Source organism: Trinickia diaoshuihuensis (assembly GCF_003390925.1).
Taxonomy (GTDB): domain Bacteria; phylum Pseudomonadota; class Gammaproteobacteria; order Burkholderiales; family Burkholderiaceae; genus Trinickia; species Trinickia diaoshuihuensis.
The window spans coordinates 115,726-131,886 of the sequence record NZ_QUBS01000026.1 but is presented as its reverse complement, the minus strand read 5'-3'; the positions used below and the strand labels follow the sequence as shown (position 1 = coordinate 131,886).

Annotated in this window: 13 protein-coding genes; 12 read left to right on the top strand and 1 reads right to left on the bottom strand. The window is 64.5% G+C overall.

Features of this window, described 5'->3' with window-relative positions:
- Window positions 1–213: 213 nt before the first annotated feature.
- Window positions 214–1,083, bottom strand: a complete 870-nt coding sequence (locus DXT59_RS07640; protein WP_116136314.1) for an IclR family transcriptional regulator — start codon at window positions 1,081–1,083, stop codon at window positions 214–216.
- 318 nt (window positions 1,084–1,401) lie between these two features.
- Between DXT59_RS07640 and DXT59_RS07635 the strand changes: the two genes are divergently transcribed.
- The 12 genes from DXT59_RS07635 (at window position 1,402) to DXT59_RS07580 (ending at window position 16,139) form a co-directional block, all read left to right on the top strand.
- Window positions 1,402–2,487, top strand: a complete 1,086-nt coding sequence (locus DXT59_RS07635; protein WP_116136313.1) for an ABC transporter ATP-binding protein — start codon at window positions 1,402–1,404, stop codon at window positions 2,485–2,487.
- A gap of 88 nt (window positions 2,488–2,575) precedes the next feature.
- The gene (locus DXT59_RS07630; protein WP_420823373.1) at window positions 2,576–3,406 is read left to right on the top strand and encodes an ABC transporter permease; all 831 of its coding nucleotides are present in this window, start codon (window positions 2,576–2,578) and stop codon (window positions 3,404–3,406) included.
- A gap of 16 nt (window positions 3,407–3,422) precedes the next feature.
- On the top strand, window positions 3,423–4,217 hold the full coding sequence (locus DXT59_RS07625; protein ID WP_116136311.1) for an ABC transporter permease: 795 nt from the start codon (window positions 3,423–3,425) through the stop codon (window positions 4,215–4,217).
- 34 nt (window positions 4,218–4,251) lie between these two features.
- Entirely contained in the window at window positions 4,252–4,569 is a 318-nt protein-coding gene (locus tag DXT59_RS07620) for a (2Fe-2S)-binding protein (protein ID WP_116136310.1), read from the top strand.
- On the top strand, window positions 4,566–6,083 hold the full coding sequence (locus tag DXT59_RS07615; protein ID WP_116136309.1) for an FAD/NAD(P)-dependent oxidoreductase: 1,518 nt from the start codon (window positions 4,566–4,568) through the stop codon (window positions 6,081–6,083). Before DXT59_RS07620 ends, DXT59_RS07615 begins: the two co-directional genes overlap by 4 nt.
- A complete protein-coding gene (locus tag DXT59_RS07610) occupies window positions 6,076–7,194 on the top strand; it encodes an NAD(P)/FAD-dependent oxidoreductase (RefSeq protein ID WP_116136308.1) in 1,119 nt (372 codons plus the stop codon). The genes DXT59_RS07615 and DXT59_RS07610 overlap by 8 nt, the downstream gene beginning before the upstream one ends.
- Window positions 7,195–7,273: 79 nt before the next feature.
- Entirely contained in the window at window positions 7,274–8,275 is a 1,002-nt protein-coding gene (locus tag DXT59_RS07605) for an ABC transporter substrate-binding protein (RefSeq protein WP_420823372.1), read from the top strand.
- A gap of 179 nt (window positions 8,276–8,454) precedes the next feature.
- Window positions 8,455–9,333, top strand: a complete 879-nt coding sequence (locus DXT59_RS07600; protein WP_116136306.1) for a beta-ketoacyl-[acyl-carrier-protein] synthase family protein — start codon at window positions 8,455–8,457, stop codon at window positions 9,331–9,333.
- On the top strand, window positions 9,333–10,478 hold the full coding sequence (locus tag DXT59_RS07595) for a 3-oxoacyl-ACP synthase III family protein (protein WP_116136305.1): 1,146 nt from the start codon (window positions 9,333–9,335) through the stop codon (window positions 10,476–10,478). The genes DXT59_RS07600 and DXT59_RS07595 overlap by 1 nt, the downstream gene beginning before the upstream one ends.
- Window positions 10,468–11,466 carry a ketoacyl-ACP synthase III gene (locus DXT59_RS07590; RefSeq protein ID WP_116136304.1) on the top strand — a complete coding sequence of 333 codons (999 nt, stop codon included), beginning with the start codon at window positions 10,468–10,470 and terminating at the stop codon, window positions 11,464–11,466. Before DXT59_RS07595 ends, DXT59_RS07590 begins: the two co-directional genes overlap by 11 nt.
- A 2-nt stretch (window positions 11,467–11,468) precedes the next feature.
- Window positions 11,469–12,368 (top strand): MBL fold metallo-hydrolase, encoded by a 900-nt coding sequence (locus DXT59_RS07585; protein WP_116136303.1) that lies wholly within the window; start codon window positions 11,469–11,471, stop codon window positions 12,366–12,368.
- A 30-nt stretch (window positions 12,369–12,398) separates the two neighbouring features.
- The gene (locus DXT59_RS07580) at window positions 12,399–16,139 is read left to right on the top strand and encodes an AMP-binding protein (RefSeq protein ID WP_116136302.1); all 3,741 of its coding nucleotides are present in this window, start codon (window positions 12,399–12,401) and stop codon (window positions 16,137–16,139) included.
- Window positions 16,140–16,161: the final 22 nt, after the last annotated feature.

The following is a 16,161-nucleotide window of genomic DNA, read 5'->3' as shown; positions in this document are numbered from 1 at the left end:
TTTATTCAACGAACCGTATTGAACCCTATCGATAAACAAATAACAAATGCCCCCCGCTACAAAAACTAGCAGGCCGCCGATCGGCTTTCTCACTATGCATCGAGCGCCCCCGCATCGGAATGGACTCACTCCTCGGTTATTTCAAATTTATTACGACATCCTTGTATTAGACTTCGATTAAATCGTTAATCCTGCACGATATTCCCGGTGTGTCTATGCGCCGAGCGCGGCGCCCAGCCCGTGCGCCGGCCGGCGCTTGAGCGCGACGTCGAAGGGATTGGTCAATGGGCCGATCGAATCGGCTTGCCGCTTCAACAACTCGACGACCATCGGCAGCCGGTCCTCACCGAGCCGAGACGACAACGTACCGACGCTGAGCGCCGCCACCGCCGTTCCGGTGCGATCGAGAATGGGCACGGCGACGCCCGCCATCCCTTCGAGCACCCCGCTGTTGCGCGCCGCGTAGCCGAGCTGGCGCACGCGTTCTATTTCGGTACGCAGATAGACCTCGTCCAGTACGCCATGACCGCGAATACGCGGCACGTTGAAGCGAATGATTTCCTCCCGCTCGGCTTCGGGCAGGAACGCGAGGATCGCGAGACTCCCTTGCCCCACCCCTAGCGCGATGCGTCCGCCCACGTCGTTCGTAAATGAACGGATTGGAAAAGGGCCCTCGCATAGATCGAGGCACACGGCGTCGAACCCGCTTTTTGCGAGCAGGAAGATCGTCTCGCCCAAACTCGCGCATAGCCTAAGCAACGCGGGGCGGCACAACATACGCATGCCGCCCGGATTTCCGGCCTGCGCCGCCAGGGCGAAAAAATCCACGCCTAGCCGGTACAGCTTCGAGCGCTCGTCCTGTTCGACCATGCCCTCCGCGATGAGGGCGCGCAAAATGCGGTGCGTCGTGCCTTGCGTGAGCCCGACCATCTTGGCCAGTTGGGTCACGCGCGCCCCGCTCGCTTGGTGCAAGGCGAGTGCCCGCACGAGCGCGAACGCCCGTGGGAGCATGCCCACGCCGGGGGCATCGGCGCTCTCGTCGCCGGGCTTGAACTCGTCTTCCTGTAGGGATACCCCGCTCATTGGGCCATTCTCCGTCCTCAGGTTCTGATCAGTGGAATATCGTCGGCTTCATCGATCGCCCGCGCAGTATCGCAGCTTTCCCCGCCGGGTGCCCTGAGGCTGCACACGCCGAGGGATAACCCTCCCCTCACCCGATGAAAGATATCTCTGCGTCGTCGCACAGTTATTTCATTGGACGGAATTTTTTCCATTTTTCTATCAATGACCGGAATTCTAAATTGACTCAGCCTATATGGCTGGACAGAATCGGCGCAGCCTGATGCCCCGATACGCGTACGCATCGAGAGGGCCGACCTATCAGGCAAGGGAGTCCGAATCATGTCGTTCCTCACGCTTGCCGACGTCTCGAAGTCGTTCGGCAACTTGCACGCGGTAACCGATTTGAATTTGTCGGTCGAAAGAGGCGAATTCGTCTCTCTGCTCGGCCCGTCCGGCTGCGGCAAGACCACCACACTGCAGATGATCGCCGGCTTCGTGCAAGCGACGAGCGGGCGCATCGTGCTGGACGGGCGCGACATCACCGATATGAAGCCGAATCAGCGCGGCCTGGGCATCGTCTTTCAAAGCTACGCGCTGTTTCCGCATATGACCGTGGCGCAGAACGTGCGCTTCGGGCTCGAGATGCGCCGCGTCGGCAAGGCCGAGAGCGACACGCGCGTGCGCGAGGCGCTCTCGCTCGTACGCCTCGATGCATTCGCCGATCGCTTCCCGCGCGAGCTCTCGGGCGGCCAGCGTCAACGCGTCGCTATCGCCCGCGCGATCGTCATCGCCCCGCCCGTCTTACTACTCGACGAACCGATGTCGAACCTCGACGCCAAGCTGCGCGAGGAAATGCAATTCGAACTCAGAGCCATTCAGCGCCGCATCGGCACGACGACGATCATGGTCACGCACGACCAATCGGAGGCGCTGTCCATCAGCGATCGCGTCGTCGTCATGGAAGCCGGCCGCATCACGCAAGTCGATACGCCCTACCGTGCCTACGAACGACCGGAAAACCGGTTCGTCTCCGAATTCATCGGCAAGGCCAATCTTTTCTCGGGGACCGTCGTCGCGCACGACGATGCGAACTTGCACGTGACGATCGGGGACGATCGTATCGAGGTCGGTCAGGCGGCGCACCCGCGAAACGATGCCGTGACGACCGGCGATGCCGTCACCATCTGCATTCGCCCCGAGAAGGTACGCTTGGACGTCAGCGGCCGAGGCCGCGTGCCCGCAACGGTCACGAGCCGCTTCTTCCTCGGCAGCCAATGGCTGTACCGTGTCGATTGCAGGCTCGGCGAAGTGCTCGTCTGCTGTCAGAACGAGGGGGGCGAGCCGATCGCGGAAGGCGAAAGCGTCGCCATCGATTGGAAGCGCGAGGCCGTGCGCTTGGTTGCGAAGGATACCCGCCATGGCTAACGCGACGCTGGAAGCGGGCGTGAAACAACCGTCGCGGCAGGCAGCGCCGGGCGCCGCGCCGCGCATCACATGGCGAGCCTACGCGCCGATGTGGCTGCTATGCGCGCCGGCGCTCGCGCTATTCGCGGTGCTCGTGCTCGTGCCGCTCGCGATGACGTTCGTTTTGACGTTTTACCGGTTCGATCCGTCGGTCGGGCCGATCGCCGCGTTCCAGTTCGGCAACTATTCGAACGTCTTGAGTTCGCCCTACTATCAAACGATCTTCTTGCGCACCTTCGGAATCGCGGCGACGACGACCGTTTTGTGCGCGGCCATCGGCGCACCGGAAGCCTATGTGTTATCGAAGATGCGCGATCCGTGGCGCTCCGCCTGCCTGCTCGTGATCCTCGCGCCGCTGCTCGTGTCGGTCGTCGTCCGGGCGTTCGGCTGGAGCATGCTGCTCGGCACCGCCGGCGTCGTCAACCAAGCGTTCGCGCTCCTCGGCCTCGGTCCCTACAAGCTCGAATACACGCAGTTCGCGATCATCATCGCGCTCGTGCACGTCATGCTGCCGTTCATGGTCATCCCGGTTTGGACCTCGTTGCAAAAGCTCGATCCGCAAACCGAGCAAGCCGCCCTTTCCTTGATGGCCTCGCCCGCCACGACGCTGCGCCGCATCGTGCTGCCGCAGATCATGCCGGGCGTGCTCTCGGGCAGTTTGATGGTGTTCGGGCTGTCGGCCAGCGCCTTCGCGATCCCAGGCTTGCTCGGCGGAAGGCGTTTGAAAGTGGCGGCGACCGCCGTCTACGACGAATTTCTCGGCTCGCTGAACTGGCCGCTCGGCGCCACGATCGCCTTGCTTCTGCTCGCCGCCAACCTAGTCATCATGCTGACCTACTACCGCGTGCTCGAACGCCGCTACGGCCGCGCGATGGGCTAAGCGAGAGGAAATTCCCATGCGACGCAACGGCCCACTCGCCCTCGCCTTCCACACGCTCGTCATTGCGTTCGTGCTGGCTCCGCTTTTGATCGTCGTACTCGTGGCGTTTACGCCCGAAGAGACGCTCACGTTACCTACGCACGGATTGTCTCTCCGATGGTTCCGCGCGATCTTGCATTATCCGGACTTCATTTCGGCCTTCCTCACAAGCCTGAAGCTCGCGTTCGCCTCGGCCACCCTCTCGCTGGCCATCGCCTTGCCGGCCGGTTTGGCCATCGCGCGAGCGCGCTTCCCCGGCCGGGACTTCTTGAACGCGTTGTTGCTGTCGCCGCTCGTCATCCCCGGACTCGTGCTCGGCATCGCGCTGCTGCGCTTCTTTGCGCTAATCGGCGCGACGGGCTCGTTCGCCTGGCTCGTCCTCGCTCATACAGTGATCGTCACGCCGTTCGTGCTGCGCCTCGTGCTGGCCGCGGCAACCGGCTTGGACCGCAGCGTGGAGCATGCGGCCCAATCGCTGGGCGCCGACGCGTGGACGACGTTTCGGCGCGTCACCCTCCCGATGATCGTCCCGGGCATCACGGGCGGCTGGCTCCTCGCATTCATCAATAGTTTCGACGAACTCACGATGTCGATCTTCGTCACATCACCGCAAACCGTGACCTTGCCGGTGCGCATGTACATGTACGCGACGGAATCGATCGATCCCATGATGGCGTCCGTCTCGACGCTGGTCATCTTCGTCACGGCCGCCGCCATGCTGCTGCTCGATCGCATCTACGGCTTGAATCGCATATTGATCGGCCAGCATTGACTGCGTCGCTCTTTCCGTACTTAGGACACCGAACATGCACCACGACGAAGCGCAACTGGTACGCATAGCCGAAACCGGCCGCGTTCCCGTCTTCTTCTCGCTCGACGGCACGCGCGCCCGGGCCCTCGCGGGCGACACCGTGCTCACGGCCATTCTCACGGTGCGGCGATCGCTACGCGCAGCGGATTTCACGGGTGAACCACGCGCCGGATTTTGCTTGATCGGCGCTTGCCAAGACTGCTGGGTTCGAACCGAAGAGGGTCAACCGCTACGCGCCTGCACGACAGGCATCGAAGCCGGCATGCGCCTGCTGACGCACCCGCGCCAGAGCCCCTGCGGGACCGCGCCATGACGCGTCCGGCGAAAGTCGTGATCGTCGGTGCGGGCCCCGCCGGAGTACGGGCGGCCGAAACGCTAGCCGCCGAGGGCGTGCATCCGGTCGTGCTCGACGAAAACGCGCGCTGGGGCGGTCAAATCTATCGGCAACCACCCGAGGGCGCGGGCTTCGTACGGCCGGCGCGCGCACTGTACGGATTCGAGGCGCGCAAGGCCGCCGCGCTGCATGCGGCGATGGCGCGGGCATTGCCGCAGGTCGACTATCGCCCGAATACGCTCGTCTGGGCATGCGAAACCCCAGCCGGCGCCGCAGCCCAAGCGCCTTCATCCGCCGCCGATTCGAGTACGCTTGCGGGGCATTTGGCCACGCTATGCGGAACGCGCGAGCAAAGCGTGCCATTCACGCATCTGATCATCGCAAGCGGCGCGACGGATCGCGTGCTGCCGATGCCGGGCTGGACCTTGCCGGGCGTCTATACGCTCGGCGCGGCGCAGACCGCGTTGAAATCGCAAGGCTGCGCAATCGGCAGACGTATCGTCTTCGCCGGTACCGGGCCGCTGCTGTATCTCGTCGCCTATCAATACGCCAAAGCCGGCGCCCATGTGCTTGCCGTGCTCGATACGAGCCGTGCCGGCGCGCAAGCGGCCGCATTGCCTAAGCTCATGGCGCATCCGTCGGTGCTCGGCAAGGGGCTCTACTACGTCGGCTGGCTTCGTGCGCACGGCATCCGCATCGAGCGAGGCGTATCGCTCGAAGGCGTGCGGGGCGACGGCCACGTTGCGGGGATCGCGTGGCGCTCGGGTATGAAAACGTCCGATTCGCAGGACAGCCGCATCGATACGCTCGAGTGCGATGCCGTGGGATCGAGCTTCGGCTTGCGTCCGGAAACGCAGCTTGCCGATATCGCCGGCTGCCGGTTTCGCTACGACGCGCTCGGCCAATGCTGGCTTCCCGAACGTGACGAGGCGGGCCGTACTTCCGTGCGCGGGATCTACGTGGCAGGCGACGGCGCCGGGGTCGCGGGGGCCGACGCCGCCGAACGCGCGGGACGCCTGGCCGCACTCGCGGTGCTCGACGATATGGACCCTACGAACGACACGGGCCACCGCACGAACGCGCGCGTCGAAGCCGCGGTTTCCGCGCGCCGCGCACAGCAGCGCACGGGCATCTTCCGGGCCGGGCTCGAAGCGGCGTTCCCCCCGCCCTTCGAACGCGCAGGTGCGTGGCCCGACGCAATGACCGTATGCCGTTGCGAGGAAATCGACGCGGGCGAGATTCGCCAATGCATTCGTTCGGGCGCCGCGCGGGAACTCAATCGACTCAAAGCGTTGACGCGCGTCGGCATGGGACGCTGCCAAGGCCGGATGTGCGGCGAGGCGGCCGCGGCGCTGCTCGCGTGTGAAACGGGGCTGTCCCCCGCGGCGCTCGGACGAATGCGCGCGCAAGCGCCGATCAAACCCATCCCGCTCGCCGCCGCGCTATGCGACGAACGCGTGGCGGACGTGCCCGAGGACGCTCGCGATGAATGATGGCGCACGACACTTCGACGTGGCGATCGTCGGCGGTGGGCTCGTCGGCGCATCTAGCGCGCTGGCGCTTGCGCGCAAAGGCATGCGCGTGCTGCTGCTCGAGCGCGGTTACTGCGGCGCGCAAGCAAGCGGCGTGAACTACGGCGGCGTACGCTGCCAGGGCCGCCCGGCCGAACAACTGCCGCTCGCGATGCGGGCACGGCGTATCTGGGACGAGTTGCCCCGGCGGATCGGCATCGACGGTGAATTCGTCGTCTCGGGCCACTTGCGCTTGGCGCGCAGCGAGGCCGACCTCGCGGGTCTCGAAGCGTATGCGGACATGGCCCGGCAATATGGTTTGGCATTGCAATTGATGTCGGGCGCCGCGTTCCGGCGGCGCTATCCTTGGCTCGGCGCGGCTGCCGTCGGCGGCTCGCTGTGCGCGAGCGACGGCCACGCGAACCCGCGTCTCGTCTCGCCGGCATTCGCGCGCGCGGCGCGAGCGGCGGGCGCGCTCGTACTCGAGCTTACCGCGCTGACTCAGGCGCATTACGATGGAGAGCGGTTCTCGCTGCGCGCGGGCGATACGACGTTCGAGAGCGACTGGCTCGTCAATGCGGCCGGCGCCTGGGGACTGACGCTCGCCGAACGCTTCGGCGACGCCGTTCCCATGAAGCCCATTTATCCGAATATGTGGGTCACGGAGCCGCTGCCGCGCTTTCTCGAGCATAACCTCGGCGTGTTCGGGGGCGGTATTTACGCGAGGCAAGTCGAACGCGGCAATTGCGTCATCGGCGGCGGACGCGGTCACGGCGACGGCCAATTCGCGCAACCGTCCTCGGACACGACGCGCGCGGTCATGCGCGACGCCTGCGCGCTTTTGCCGGCGCTGCGCGACGCCCTCTTGATTCGCACGTGGAGCGGCGTGGAAGGTTGCACGCCCGACCACAATCCCGTGATCGGCGCGAGCCGCAAGGTGCCTCGGCTGCTTCATGCATTCGGTTTTTCCGGCGGCGGGTTCCTGCTCGCACCGGGCGTCGGCGAAGTGCTAGCCGATCTCGTCGTCGACGGCGCCACCGAGACGCCGCTCGACGCGTTCGACGTCAACCGCTTCTCGGCCGTGCCCGCATGATACTTTGCTCTTCAATCGTTAGGAGACCTCAATGAACGCTTTCCGCTCTCTCTCGGCCGCCGCGATCGTGGCCGGCGCGATGCTCGCCGCGCCGGCCGCCTGGCCGCAATCGAAAACGATCTATATCGGCATGAACGGCGGGCCGATGGAAAAGGCCTACACGAGCCAAGTCCTACCGGCGTTCGAGAAAGCGAATAACGTACAGGTCACCGTCGTGCCCGGCACCTCGTCCGATATCCTGGCCAAGCTGCTCGCGAACCGCGCGCATCCGCAGGTGCATGTCGCCTTCCTCGACGATGGCGTGATGGCGCGTGCCGTCAGTCTCGGCGTCTGCGAGAAACTCGAAGACTCGCCCGTGCTCAAGGAGCTTTATCCGTTCGCACGCATGAAGGACGACGTCGGAGCCGGCGTGCAACTCGGCATGACGGGCATCGCCTATAACAAGAAGCTATTCACGGAGAAAGGCTGGGCCCCGCCCGCCTCTTGGCTCGATTTCGCCGATCCGAAATACAAAGGCAAGGTCGTGTTTCAATCGGCCTCGAGCAGCACCTTCGGTCTGCACGGGCTGCTTGCGCTGAACCGCATCTGGGGCGGCAGCGAGCAAAACGTCGAACCCGCATTCACGAAATGGCCGAGCACGGTCGGCCCCAATGTGGTCGAGTACATTCCGAACTCGGCCAAGATCTCGGAGATGGTGCAAACCGGTGAGGCCGCCCTCTTCCCGCTCACGCCGACGGGGGTCGCCGATTTGCAGGACAAGGGGCTGCCGGTTGCTTATGTGAATCCGAAGGAAGGCCCGGTGCTGCTGCTCGTCGACGTATGTGTCGTCAAGAACAACCCCGACGATCAACTCGCGCAAAAACTCGCGCAGTTCTTACTGTCGGCACCCGCGCAAGAGAAGGCCGCCGAAGCGGGCAAGCAAATCCCGACCAATCGCCTGGCCAAAATGCCGGCGCCGATGCAACAAAGCCTCGGCAATATCGATGAGCTCGTCCATAAAGTGACGGTCGTCGATTGGAATGCGATCAACGCGCACCGCGCCCAATGGGATACGCGCTGGAATCAGCAAATCGAGCGATGACGGACTACGAATGTGCATAAAAGGACGGCGCGTATAACGCGCCGTTTTTATTTAAATCGCATTTTTATGCACCACGCATCAATTAATGCCCGCCTACTAAATATCGCGGCTATACCGGCTTTAATCGAATCGATAAAGTACCGCTCGATTCCCCACTATACGGGCTTTCGAGATCGACGATGAAAATCTTAGGCGCGGGTATTGCCTTGCCAGGCAGCACGGACCGTAGGCCAGCGCTTGCTAGCACCTATGCGGTCAAGGCGGCGAAGCTCGCGTTATCGCAAGCGCGTTGCCTCCCATCCGAACTCGATCTCATCGTGAGTCTATCGGTGAGTCCCAACCGAGTGGCGGACTCGGTATCGATCGCGGGGCCTCGTCTTGCCCATCCCGTTCAACGCGATCTCAGAGCGCATCAGGCTTATGTCTTCGATTTATTGGATGCCGATTGGACTTTCGCGCTCGATATCGCGCAAAGCCAAAGCCGCGCGCTAGGGTTTCGCCGCGCCCTCGTTGTCAGAGCCGAGGCGCTCGACGACGTCGAAGGCATCGAATGCAGCGGCCTTGCCGATGGAGCAGGCGCGATCGTATTCACCGTCGATACGCACAAGCCTACGCGCGCCGCCTACGCTCAATTGGACGCCGAGGCGCTCGTCGAAATGACCACCGCCGCAGCGAGCGACACGCGCTATGTCGCGCGCATCGACGGCCACTTCGATGGCGCCGGGCGTCGGTTTCCCTCGGTGCCGCACGGCGTCGGCGCCGCGGCGGAAAACGTCGTGGGTCACGTGCTCGGTGGCGGCGGCGCGACGCCCGGCGCGCTCTTTCGCGAGTCGTGGCTCGACAATTGGCTGCCGTTCGCTTCGTGGTCTCACGGCGATCGTCGAATGGAAGTCGCCGGCGCCGATGCGGACGTTCCCGCGCCGTATCAGTTGCCGGCTTGGCTCGCCGAACGAAAGGACGGCCCGCAACGCACGTCCGTAACGTCGTCCGTCGACGTCGCATTGACGCTCGATATCTTCAAGTCGCGCTTGGCCGCCATCGCACTGGAGGTTGTTTGATGCCGCACAATGTCCGCATGGCGAGCCTCGCTTGCAACCTGCCATCTCGCTTGGTGCGCAACGACGACCCCGCATTCGCGCAGGTCGAACCGATCGATGCGCAATGGTGGCAATTCTGGGGCATCGAGTCGCGCTATTTCATGGATTCGCAAGCGGGCGAATCGGAATTGACGCTTGCCGAACATACCGCCCGGCAAGCGCTCGAACGTGCCGGTGTCGAACCCGAGGCGCTCGATCTCGTGTTGTCGAACTCCACGTCGCCGTTCGTCACGGGCGAGCACGAAGAACACGACGAGCGCGGAGCAAGCGCGAGCGGTATGCGCCGCTTCGCACCGAGGCTCTCGGGGACGTTGTGCAAGCGTTTGGGCGCGCATCGCGCGCTCAATGCCGACGTGGAAATGGAATGCGCGAGCTTCGCGCTCCAATTGCAAATCGCGGCCAACTTCATCAAGCAAGGCCGTGCGCGCCGAGTGCTGGTCTGCTCCTCCGAGCGGATGTCGGCCCTCGTCGACTATACGAGCAAATCGTCGACCAATTTCGGAGACGGTGCCGCGGCTGCGGTGCTCGTGGCCGACGAACACAGTTCCTCGGGCGCCGATTGGCTCGACGCGGTCTATCGCAGCGACGCGACGCACTATGGGTTGGCGACGATGCGGTGGCGCGGCGCGCACGAGCGAGCCGAGTGCGAAGCAGAGACGAGTTCCCAGCGCCCGCCTCGCTTCGGCGTTTATTTCACGCTCGCGCAGCAGGCGCAAGAGCTGATCGCGCGCTTCATGCCCGAAGCCATTCCCGATATCGTCGATCGCCTGCTGCGGAAAAACGGGCTCGCCGCGCAAGACGTCGATGCGATGGTCTTTCATCAGCCCTCGAAAATTCTCGTCAATGCCTGGGCGCAACGCCTCGGGCTTAGGCCGGAGCAATACGTCGTGCGCGTGGCCGACTGCGCCTGTCTGGTGTCGGCCGCTGTCGCGCTCGCCTTGCACGATTCCATCGCGCGAGGCATCGTGCGCCCCGGCGGCCTCGTGGTCATCGCGACGGCCGGCGCCGGCTGGGGGTTCGGGGCGCAACTGTGGCGCTGGGGTGAGACGGCAGTGACGCCCCTGAGCTTCGAAACGAACAACGGGATACCTTCCGATGGCATCTAAACTGGTCATTGCGGGCCTCGGCCATGCCCTGCCCACACGCATCGTGACGAACGACGAAGTGGCGGCGCGCATCGACACGAGCGACGCATTCATTCGCACGCGCACGGGCGTCGTCACGCGCCGGTATCTCGCCGACGACGAACACCTCGCCGACCTTGCTTGTCCCGCCGCCGAGCAAGCAATCGCGCAGGCCGGCTTGCGTCCCGCCGACATCGACCTGCTGATCGTCAATACGCTGTCGCCCGATTTCCACGACCCCTCGCAAGCGTGTTATATCCAGCCGCGGCTCGGCTTGCGCAACGTTCCATGCTTCGACATTCGCGCCCAATGCAGCGGCGCGTTGTACGGCATCGAGATCGCTCGGCATTTTCTCGCAAGCAACGCTTATCGCAACGTGCTGCTGGTCTGCGCCGAAGCGCTGTCGCGCCGCATCGATACGAGCAATGCCGGACGAAACCTCTCGATTTTGCTCGCCGACGGCGCGGCCGCGATGGTTCTTCGAATCGATACGGACAAAGACCAAGGGCTGATCGATATCTCCCTCGGCGCGGACGGCACGAGTTTCGAATTCCTCCATACGAAGGCGCCGGGTGCGAAACGACCGCACTTCATCGACGCCGCCGATATCGAAGCCGGTCATCATTTCTTCCGCATGCTCGGCGCCGAAACGTTCGAAGACGCGACGCGACATATGGTGCAGGCGTGCAGGCAGATGCTGGACAAGCACCGTCTGAGCCCGAGCGACGTCGGGCTCGTCGTCCCGCATCAGCCGAACCTGCGCATCATCGAAGCGGTGCTCGCGGAACTGGGACTGCCAAGGGAACGCTGCATGATCTGCGCCGATACGCTCGGCAATAGCGCAAGCGCCGCGTTTCCAATCGCGCTATCGCTCGCGCAAAAGACCGGACGGATGCCCGCGGGCCAACTCAATCTGTTGACGACCTACGGAGCCGGCGCTACCTGGGGCTGCGCGCTCTACCGGAGCTAACGATGCTGTATGGAACGCCGGGCTGGGTGACGCCCGAAATCGCGATCGTGGGTCGCGCCGATATGCCGCTTTACGTGCTCATCAACGACGAAGCCGCCACGCTCGTGGAGGGGGGATTGAGCGGGATGACGGAACTCGTATGGCGTCAGATCAATGCATTGATGAGTGACTTCGGCGGCATCCGTCATTTGCGTTACTGGGTGATCACGCACTCGCACTACGATCATTGTTCGCTCTTGATGACGCTCAAGTCGCGCATGCCTTGGCTGCACGTCGTCGGCTCGCCCGGCACGGCCGATGCACTGCAAAGCGAGTCGGCCTGCCGCACGATCGTGAGGCTCGATGCGATGGCCTCCCGTGCATTCGCTGCGCCCTTCGACGGCGCGCTTTGCCCGCTCGCCGACATCCCGCTGCATCCGATCAAAGCAGGCAACGTGCTCGACATCGGCGCGGGCATGCAGTTGCTCGCGATCGCCTTGCCCGGCCACAGCGTTTGTCAATCCGGCTACTACTGCCCCCAGCTCGACCTGCTCTTCGCCTCCGATGCGCTCGGCGAGTATCAGGGACCGGGGCGCTGGTTGCCCCTTGTATTTCACGACCTGGCCGCTTATCGGCACTCGCTCGACGTCGTCGAGGCGCGCCACGCCGCCCGCATCGCGCTGGGCCATCACGGCATCCTCGCTTGGGAATGGGCCAGGCATGCCGCGCGCCAGGCGCGCTCCGCGCTCGACCAATTCGAGGAAGAAGCGCGACGCACGCGGGCGGACGAGCACGCGACGCTCGCGCTAGCGCGCCAATGGACCGAGCGCCATAGCCAACCTAGCGCGTCCGTCGTGCCCGCCGATCTGCACCTCAAAAGCATGCAAAGAATGATCGGCTTGTTCCATGCGTGTCGTCATTAGCGGTCCCAACCCACTGCCACGGCCACCACCATGCCAACGTCACCCGCGACATTGAATGCATTGCTTCGCTCGTACGCCGCGACGCGGCCCGAGCGGACCGCCTATATGTTCTTGAGCGGACCGCCGGAAGACGAACATCGAGATTCGATCGATTTCGCCGGTCTCGATCTCGCCGCGCGCCGCGTCGCCACCTTGCTGCGCGATGCCCGGGTGGGCGTCGCAGAGCGCGTACTGCTGCTGTGCCAGCCGGGACTCGACTACATCTACGGCTTTCTCGGCTGCCTCTACGCGGGCGTGGTTGCGGTGCCCGTCTATCCGCCGCGTAACCGCCACCATGCCGCGCGGGTCGTGGCCATCGTCGAGGACGCCGGTGCGCGCGCCATCGTATGCACGCCGGGCGATCTCGCGCGATGCGACAAGCTCTTGCGCGAGATCGACGCGCCCGCGATCCCGTTGCTGAATCTCGGCGATGCGCGCGATATTCGCGAGACCGCCGCATTGCCCGATGTCCCGCCCGCGGAAATCGCGTTTCTGCAATATACGTCCGGCACGACGGGCAAGCCCAAGGGCGTGATGGTTACGCACGCCAATCTCATGCATAACCTGGGCTTGATCCACCGATGGTTCGAGAGCGGCGAGCACAGCACGATGGTGAGCTGGTTGCCGCCCTATCACGACATGGGTCTGATCGGCGGCATTCTCGCTCCGCTGTTCGGCGGTTACCGCGCGGTGTTAATGGCGCCGGAGCGGTTCGTCCAACACCCGCATTTATGGCTCGGCGCGATCGGCCAATATCGCGCCACCGTCACCGGCGCGCCGGATTTCGCCTACCGCATGTGCTGCCGCCGCGTCTCCGATGAACAATTGGCCGCGCTCGACCTAACGAGCCTGCGCACGACCTTCAGCGGCGCCGAGCCGGTGCGCGCCGGGACGCTGACGGACTTCGCGCAGCGCTTCGGCAAGGCCGGTTTCGACGCCGAAAGTTTCGCGCCTTGCTATGGTTTGGCCGAAGGTACCTTGCTTGTCACCGGACGCGCGCGGCGGGCGCCGCTGCATGCCGTACAGGTGGACCTCGCGATGCTGCAACGTCAACAGGTCGCGATTCGCGACGAATTCGACGGCGTACCGCCGTCGATCACGGCGCATACCGACCGGCGCGAGATCGTCAGCGTCGGCGTGGCGGCCGGCGAACAGCGCGTGGTCGTGCGCGACCCCCATACGAGGGCACAATGCCCGGAGGATGCGGTCGGCGAGGTATGCGTGGCCGGCGCGAGCGTCGCCGCCGGCTATTGGCGCCAGCGCGAGCGCACGGCCGACACGTTCCAATGCCGCATCGAAGGCATCGAGCCGGACGAGTTCCTACGCACGGGCGACCTAGGCTTCTTTCATCGCGGCGAGCTCTATATCGCCGGCCGCTTGAAGGACATGATCATCATCGCCGGACGAAACTATTATTCGGAGGACATCGAGTACACCGCCACGAGCGCGCATTCCTCGCTCGTCCCGAACGGCTGCGCCGCCTTCAGCGTGGAACGCGATGCAAACGAGCATCTCGTCGTCGTGGCGGAGGTCGAACGCACGCAGCGCAAGGGCGATCTCGACGGCACGCTGCAAGCGATCCAAGAGGCGGTCTGGCGGCGTCACGACATCGCGCCGGCCGCCATCGTGCTCGTATTGGCAGGCAATGTTCCAAAGACATCCAGCGGAAAAGTACGGCGCAGCGAATGCCGCGCGCGTCTGCAACAAAGCGAATTGAGTATCCTCGCGCAACAAGGCGAATGGAGCAGCCGCCCCGGCGAGAACGCCTCCATCGAGAGCGGCGGCGCATCGATGACTGCCCCCGCGTCTCATTCCGTCGCCTCGGGCGAAGCGGCCGAGCGCGATACCGTCGAACAGTTGAACGAGTGGTTGCGGCACTATGCCCGCACGCGCATCGACACGCGCACGATCGACGAACGCCGTACCGTTCCTCCGCATATCGTCCTCGATTTCGGCAATGAAGGTTTGTTCGGCATGCCGATAGACAAAGCGCACGGGGGCCTCGCACTCTCTCACGATCAGATGTTTCGGGTTCTGGCTCAGCTCGGCGCGATCGATCTCACGCTTGCCTTCTTCGTCGGCTTGAACAACGCATTGGGCGTTCTGCCGATTCTCCGGCACGGACAACCTTCGCTTCGCGCCGCGCTGCTGGAGCCGCTGGCGCGAGGGCGCATGCTGGCGGCGTTCGCGTTGACGGAGCCCGCGGCGGGTTCCAATCCCTATGCGATCGCGTCCACCGCACGGCGCATCGACCAAGCGCATTGGCTCGTGAACGGCCGTAAAAGCTGGAGCGGGTCATCGGCATGGGCTGGTGTCATCAACGTGTTCGCGAAGCAGGCCGACGGGGCCGGCATGGTTGCGCTAGCCGTACGTCAAGGCACGCCGGGGCTGGCGATCGGCGCGGAGGAACTGACGATGGGCCTGCGCGGAATGATTCAAAACACGCTGCATTTGTACGACGCCCGCGTGGACGATGCCGCGCGGCTCGGGGCGGCGGGCGCCGGGATGGCGGTCGCGCAAGAAACGATGAACGTGGCCCGGCTCGGCATCGGCGCGATCGCCGTCGGCGGCATGCGGCGCTGCGCTCAACTCATGCATCGTTATGCCGCTCGCCGCTCGATCGGCACGGGACTGTTGCTGGCCAATCCGCTCACGCGTCAGCGGCTCGGCGATTTGCGTCACCGTATCGACGCGCTCGATACGCTCGTGTCCACGTTGGCGGTGGAATTCGACGCCGGTCGCGCCGCGCCCGACGACGGTCTGCTCGTCGCCAAAGTCCTCGGCTCGGATTTTCTATCGCAGTCCACCGACGAGTTGATGCAGGCGCTCGGCGGGCGAGGCTATATCGAAACGAACCACGTGCCGCAGATGTATCGAGACGCACGGATCGCCCGCATATTCGAGGGGCCGTCGGAAGTATTGCTCTCGCATCTCGGCAACCGCGTGCTCAATGGCGGCGACGATCTTAGCGGCTTTCTCGAAGCACGCTTGGGCGCGCATTCGCTCGCCGCCGAACTCCGGCAACTCGCCGATGAACTGGCGCGAGACGCGGCGCGCAACCGCGAGCCTTTCGGCGACGCCACGCAGGCGATACAGTGGTTGCACTATTGGCTCGGTACCACGGCTCAATGGGCGTTGCTGTTGGGCGTCCTCGAGCATGCGGCGCGGCATCGGCGAGTCGACCCGGAGATACTGGCTTGGGTTCAGCATCATTACGAAACCGCGATCGAGGCCGCGCAGCGTCAAGTCAATCGCCGGCGAGCGCTCGCCAGCGTCGACGCATTGAACGAGTGGGCGGCGAACGTGGCGCGCGAAATCGGCCCCATTGAACAGAGCGTGCCGGCGGCCACCAGTACGCTCGATCCGCTGTTGCGCGATGAAATCGCTGCGATCGACGCGCCCGCGACGCCACCCGTTGCCGAGATGCCCCTTTCGCCGCGCGAACGCCCTGCTCCTGCGCCGGGCGGCACCGACCCGGCTCTGCAAGCGCGCCTTCAAGCGTGGTTGCTGAGCTGGCTCGCCAAGCGGACACGCGATCGCCAACTCACGCTGTCGCCCGAAACCCGGTTTGCCGCCATCGGCCTCGACTCGCTGCTTGCCATCGAGTTGACGATGGCGTTCAGCGACGAATTCGGCACGCTCCTCGACGCCTCGGCTGTTTGGGACCATCCGACCATCGGCGCGCTCAGCGCGCATATCGCCGATCAGTTGAGCCGCGAGCAAGCTAGCTGACGACCCACGCCCCCCTTGCGGG

What these genes read in the sequence shown, in the direction of transcription:
- DXT59_RS07640 (WP_116136314.1), bottom strand. Translation starts at nt 1,083, where the DNA reads ATGAGCGGGGTATCCCTACAGGAAGACGAGTTCAAGCCCGGCGACGAG.
- DXT59_RS07635 (WP_116136313.1), top strand. Translation starts at nt 1,402, where the DNA reads ATGTCGTTCCTCACGCTTGCCGACGTCTCGAAGTCGTTCGGCAACTTG.
- DXT59_RS07630 (WP_420823373.1), top strand. Translation starts at nt 2,576, where the DNA reads ATGTGGCTGCTATGCGCGCCGGCGCTCGCGCTATTCGCGGTGCTCGTG.
- DXT59_RS07625 (WP_116136311.1), top strand. Translation starts at nt 3,423, where the DNA reads ATGCGACGCAACGGCCCACTCGCCCTCGCCTTCCACACGCTCGTCATT.
- DXT59_RS07620 (WP_116136310.1), top strand. Translation starts at nt 4,252, where the DNA reads ATGCACCACGACGAAGCGCAACTGGTACGCATAGCCGAAACCGGCCGC.
- DXT59_RS07615 (WP_116136309.1), top strand. Translation starts at nt 4,566, where the DNA reads ATGACGCGTCCGGCGAAAGTCGTGATCGTCGGTGCGGGCCCCGCCGGA.
- DXT59_RS07610 (WP_116136308.1), top strand. Translation starts at nt 6,076, where the DNA reads ATGAATGATGGCGCACGACACTTCGACGTGGCGATCGTCGGCGGTGGG.
- DXT59_RS07605 (WP_420823372.1), top strand. Translation starts at nt 7,274, where the DNA reads ATGCTCGCCGCGCCGGCCGCCTGGCCGCAATCGAAAACGATCTATATC.
- DXT59_RS07600 (WP_116136306.1), top strand. Translation starts at nt 8,455, where the DNA reads ATGAAAATCTTAGGCGCGGGTATTGCCTTGCCAGGCAGCACGGACCGT.
- DXT59_RS07595 (WP_116136305.1), top strand. Translation starts at nt 9,333, where the DNA reads ATGCCGCACAATGTCCGCATGGCGAGCCTCGCTTGCAACCTGCCATCT.
- DXT59_RS07590 (WP_116136304.1), top strand. Translation starts at nt 10,468, where the DNA reads ATGGCATCTAAACTGGTCATTGCGGGCCTCGGCCATGCCCTGCCCACA.
- DXT59_RS07585 (WP_116136303.1), top strand. Translation starts at nt 11,469, where the DNA reads ATGCTGTATGGAACGCCGGGCTGGGTGACGCCCGAAATCGCGATCGTG.
- DXT59_RS07580 (WP_116136302.1), top strand. Translation starts at nt 12,399, where the DNA reads ATGCCAACGTCACCCGCGACATTGAATGCATTGCTTCGCTCGTACGCC.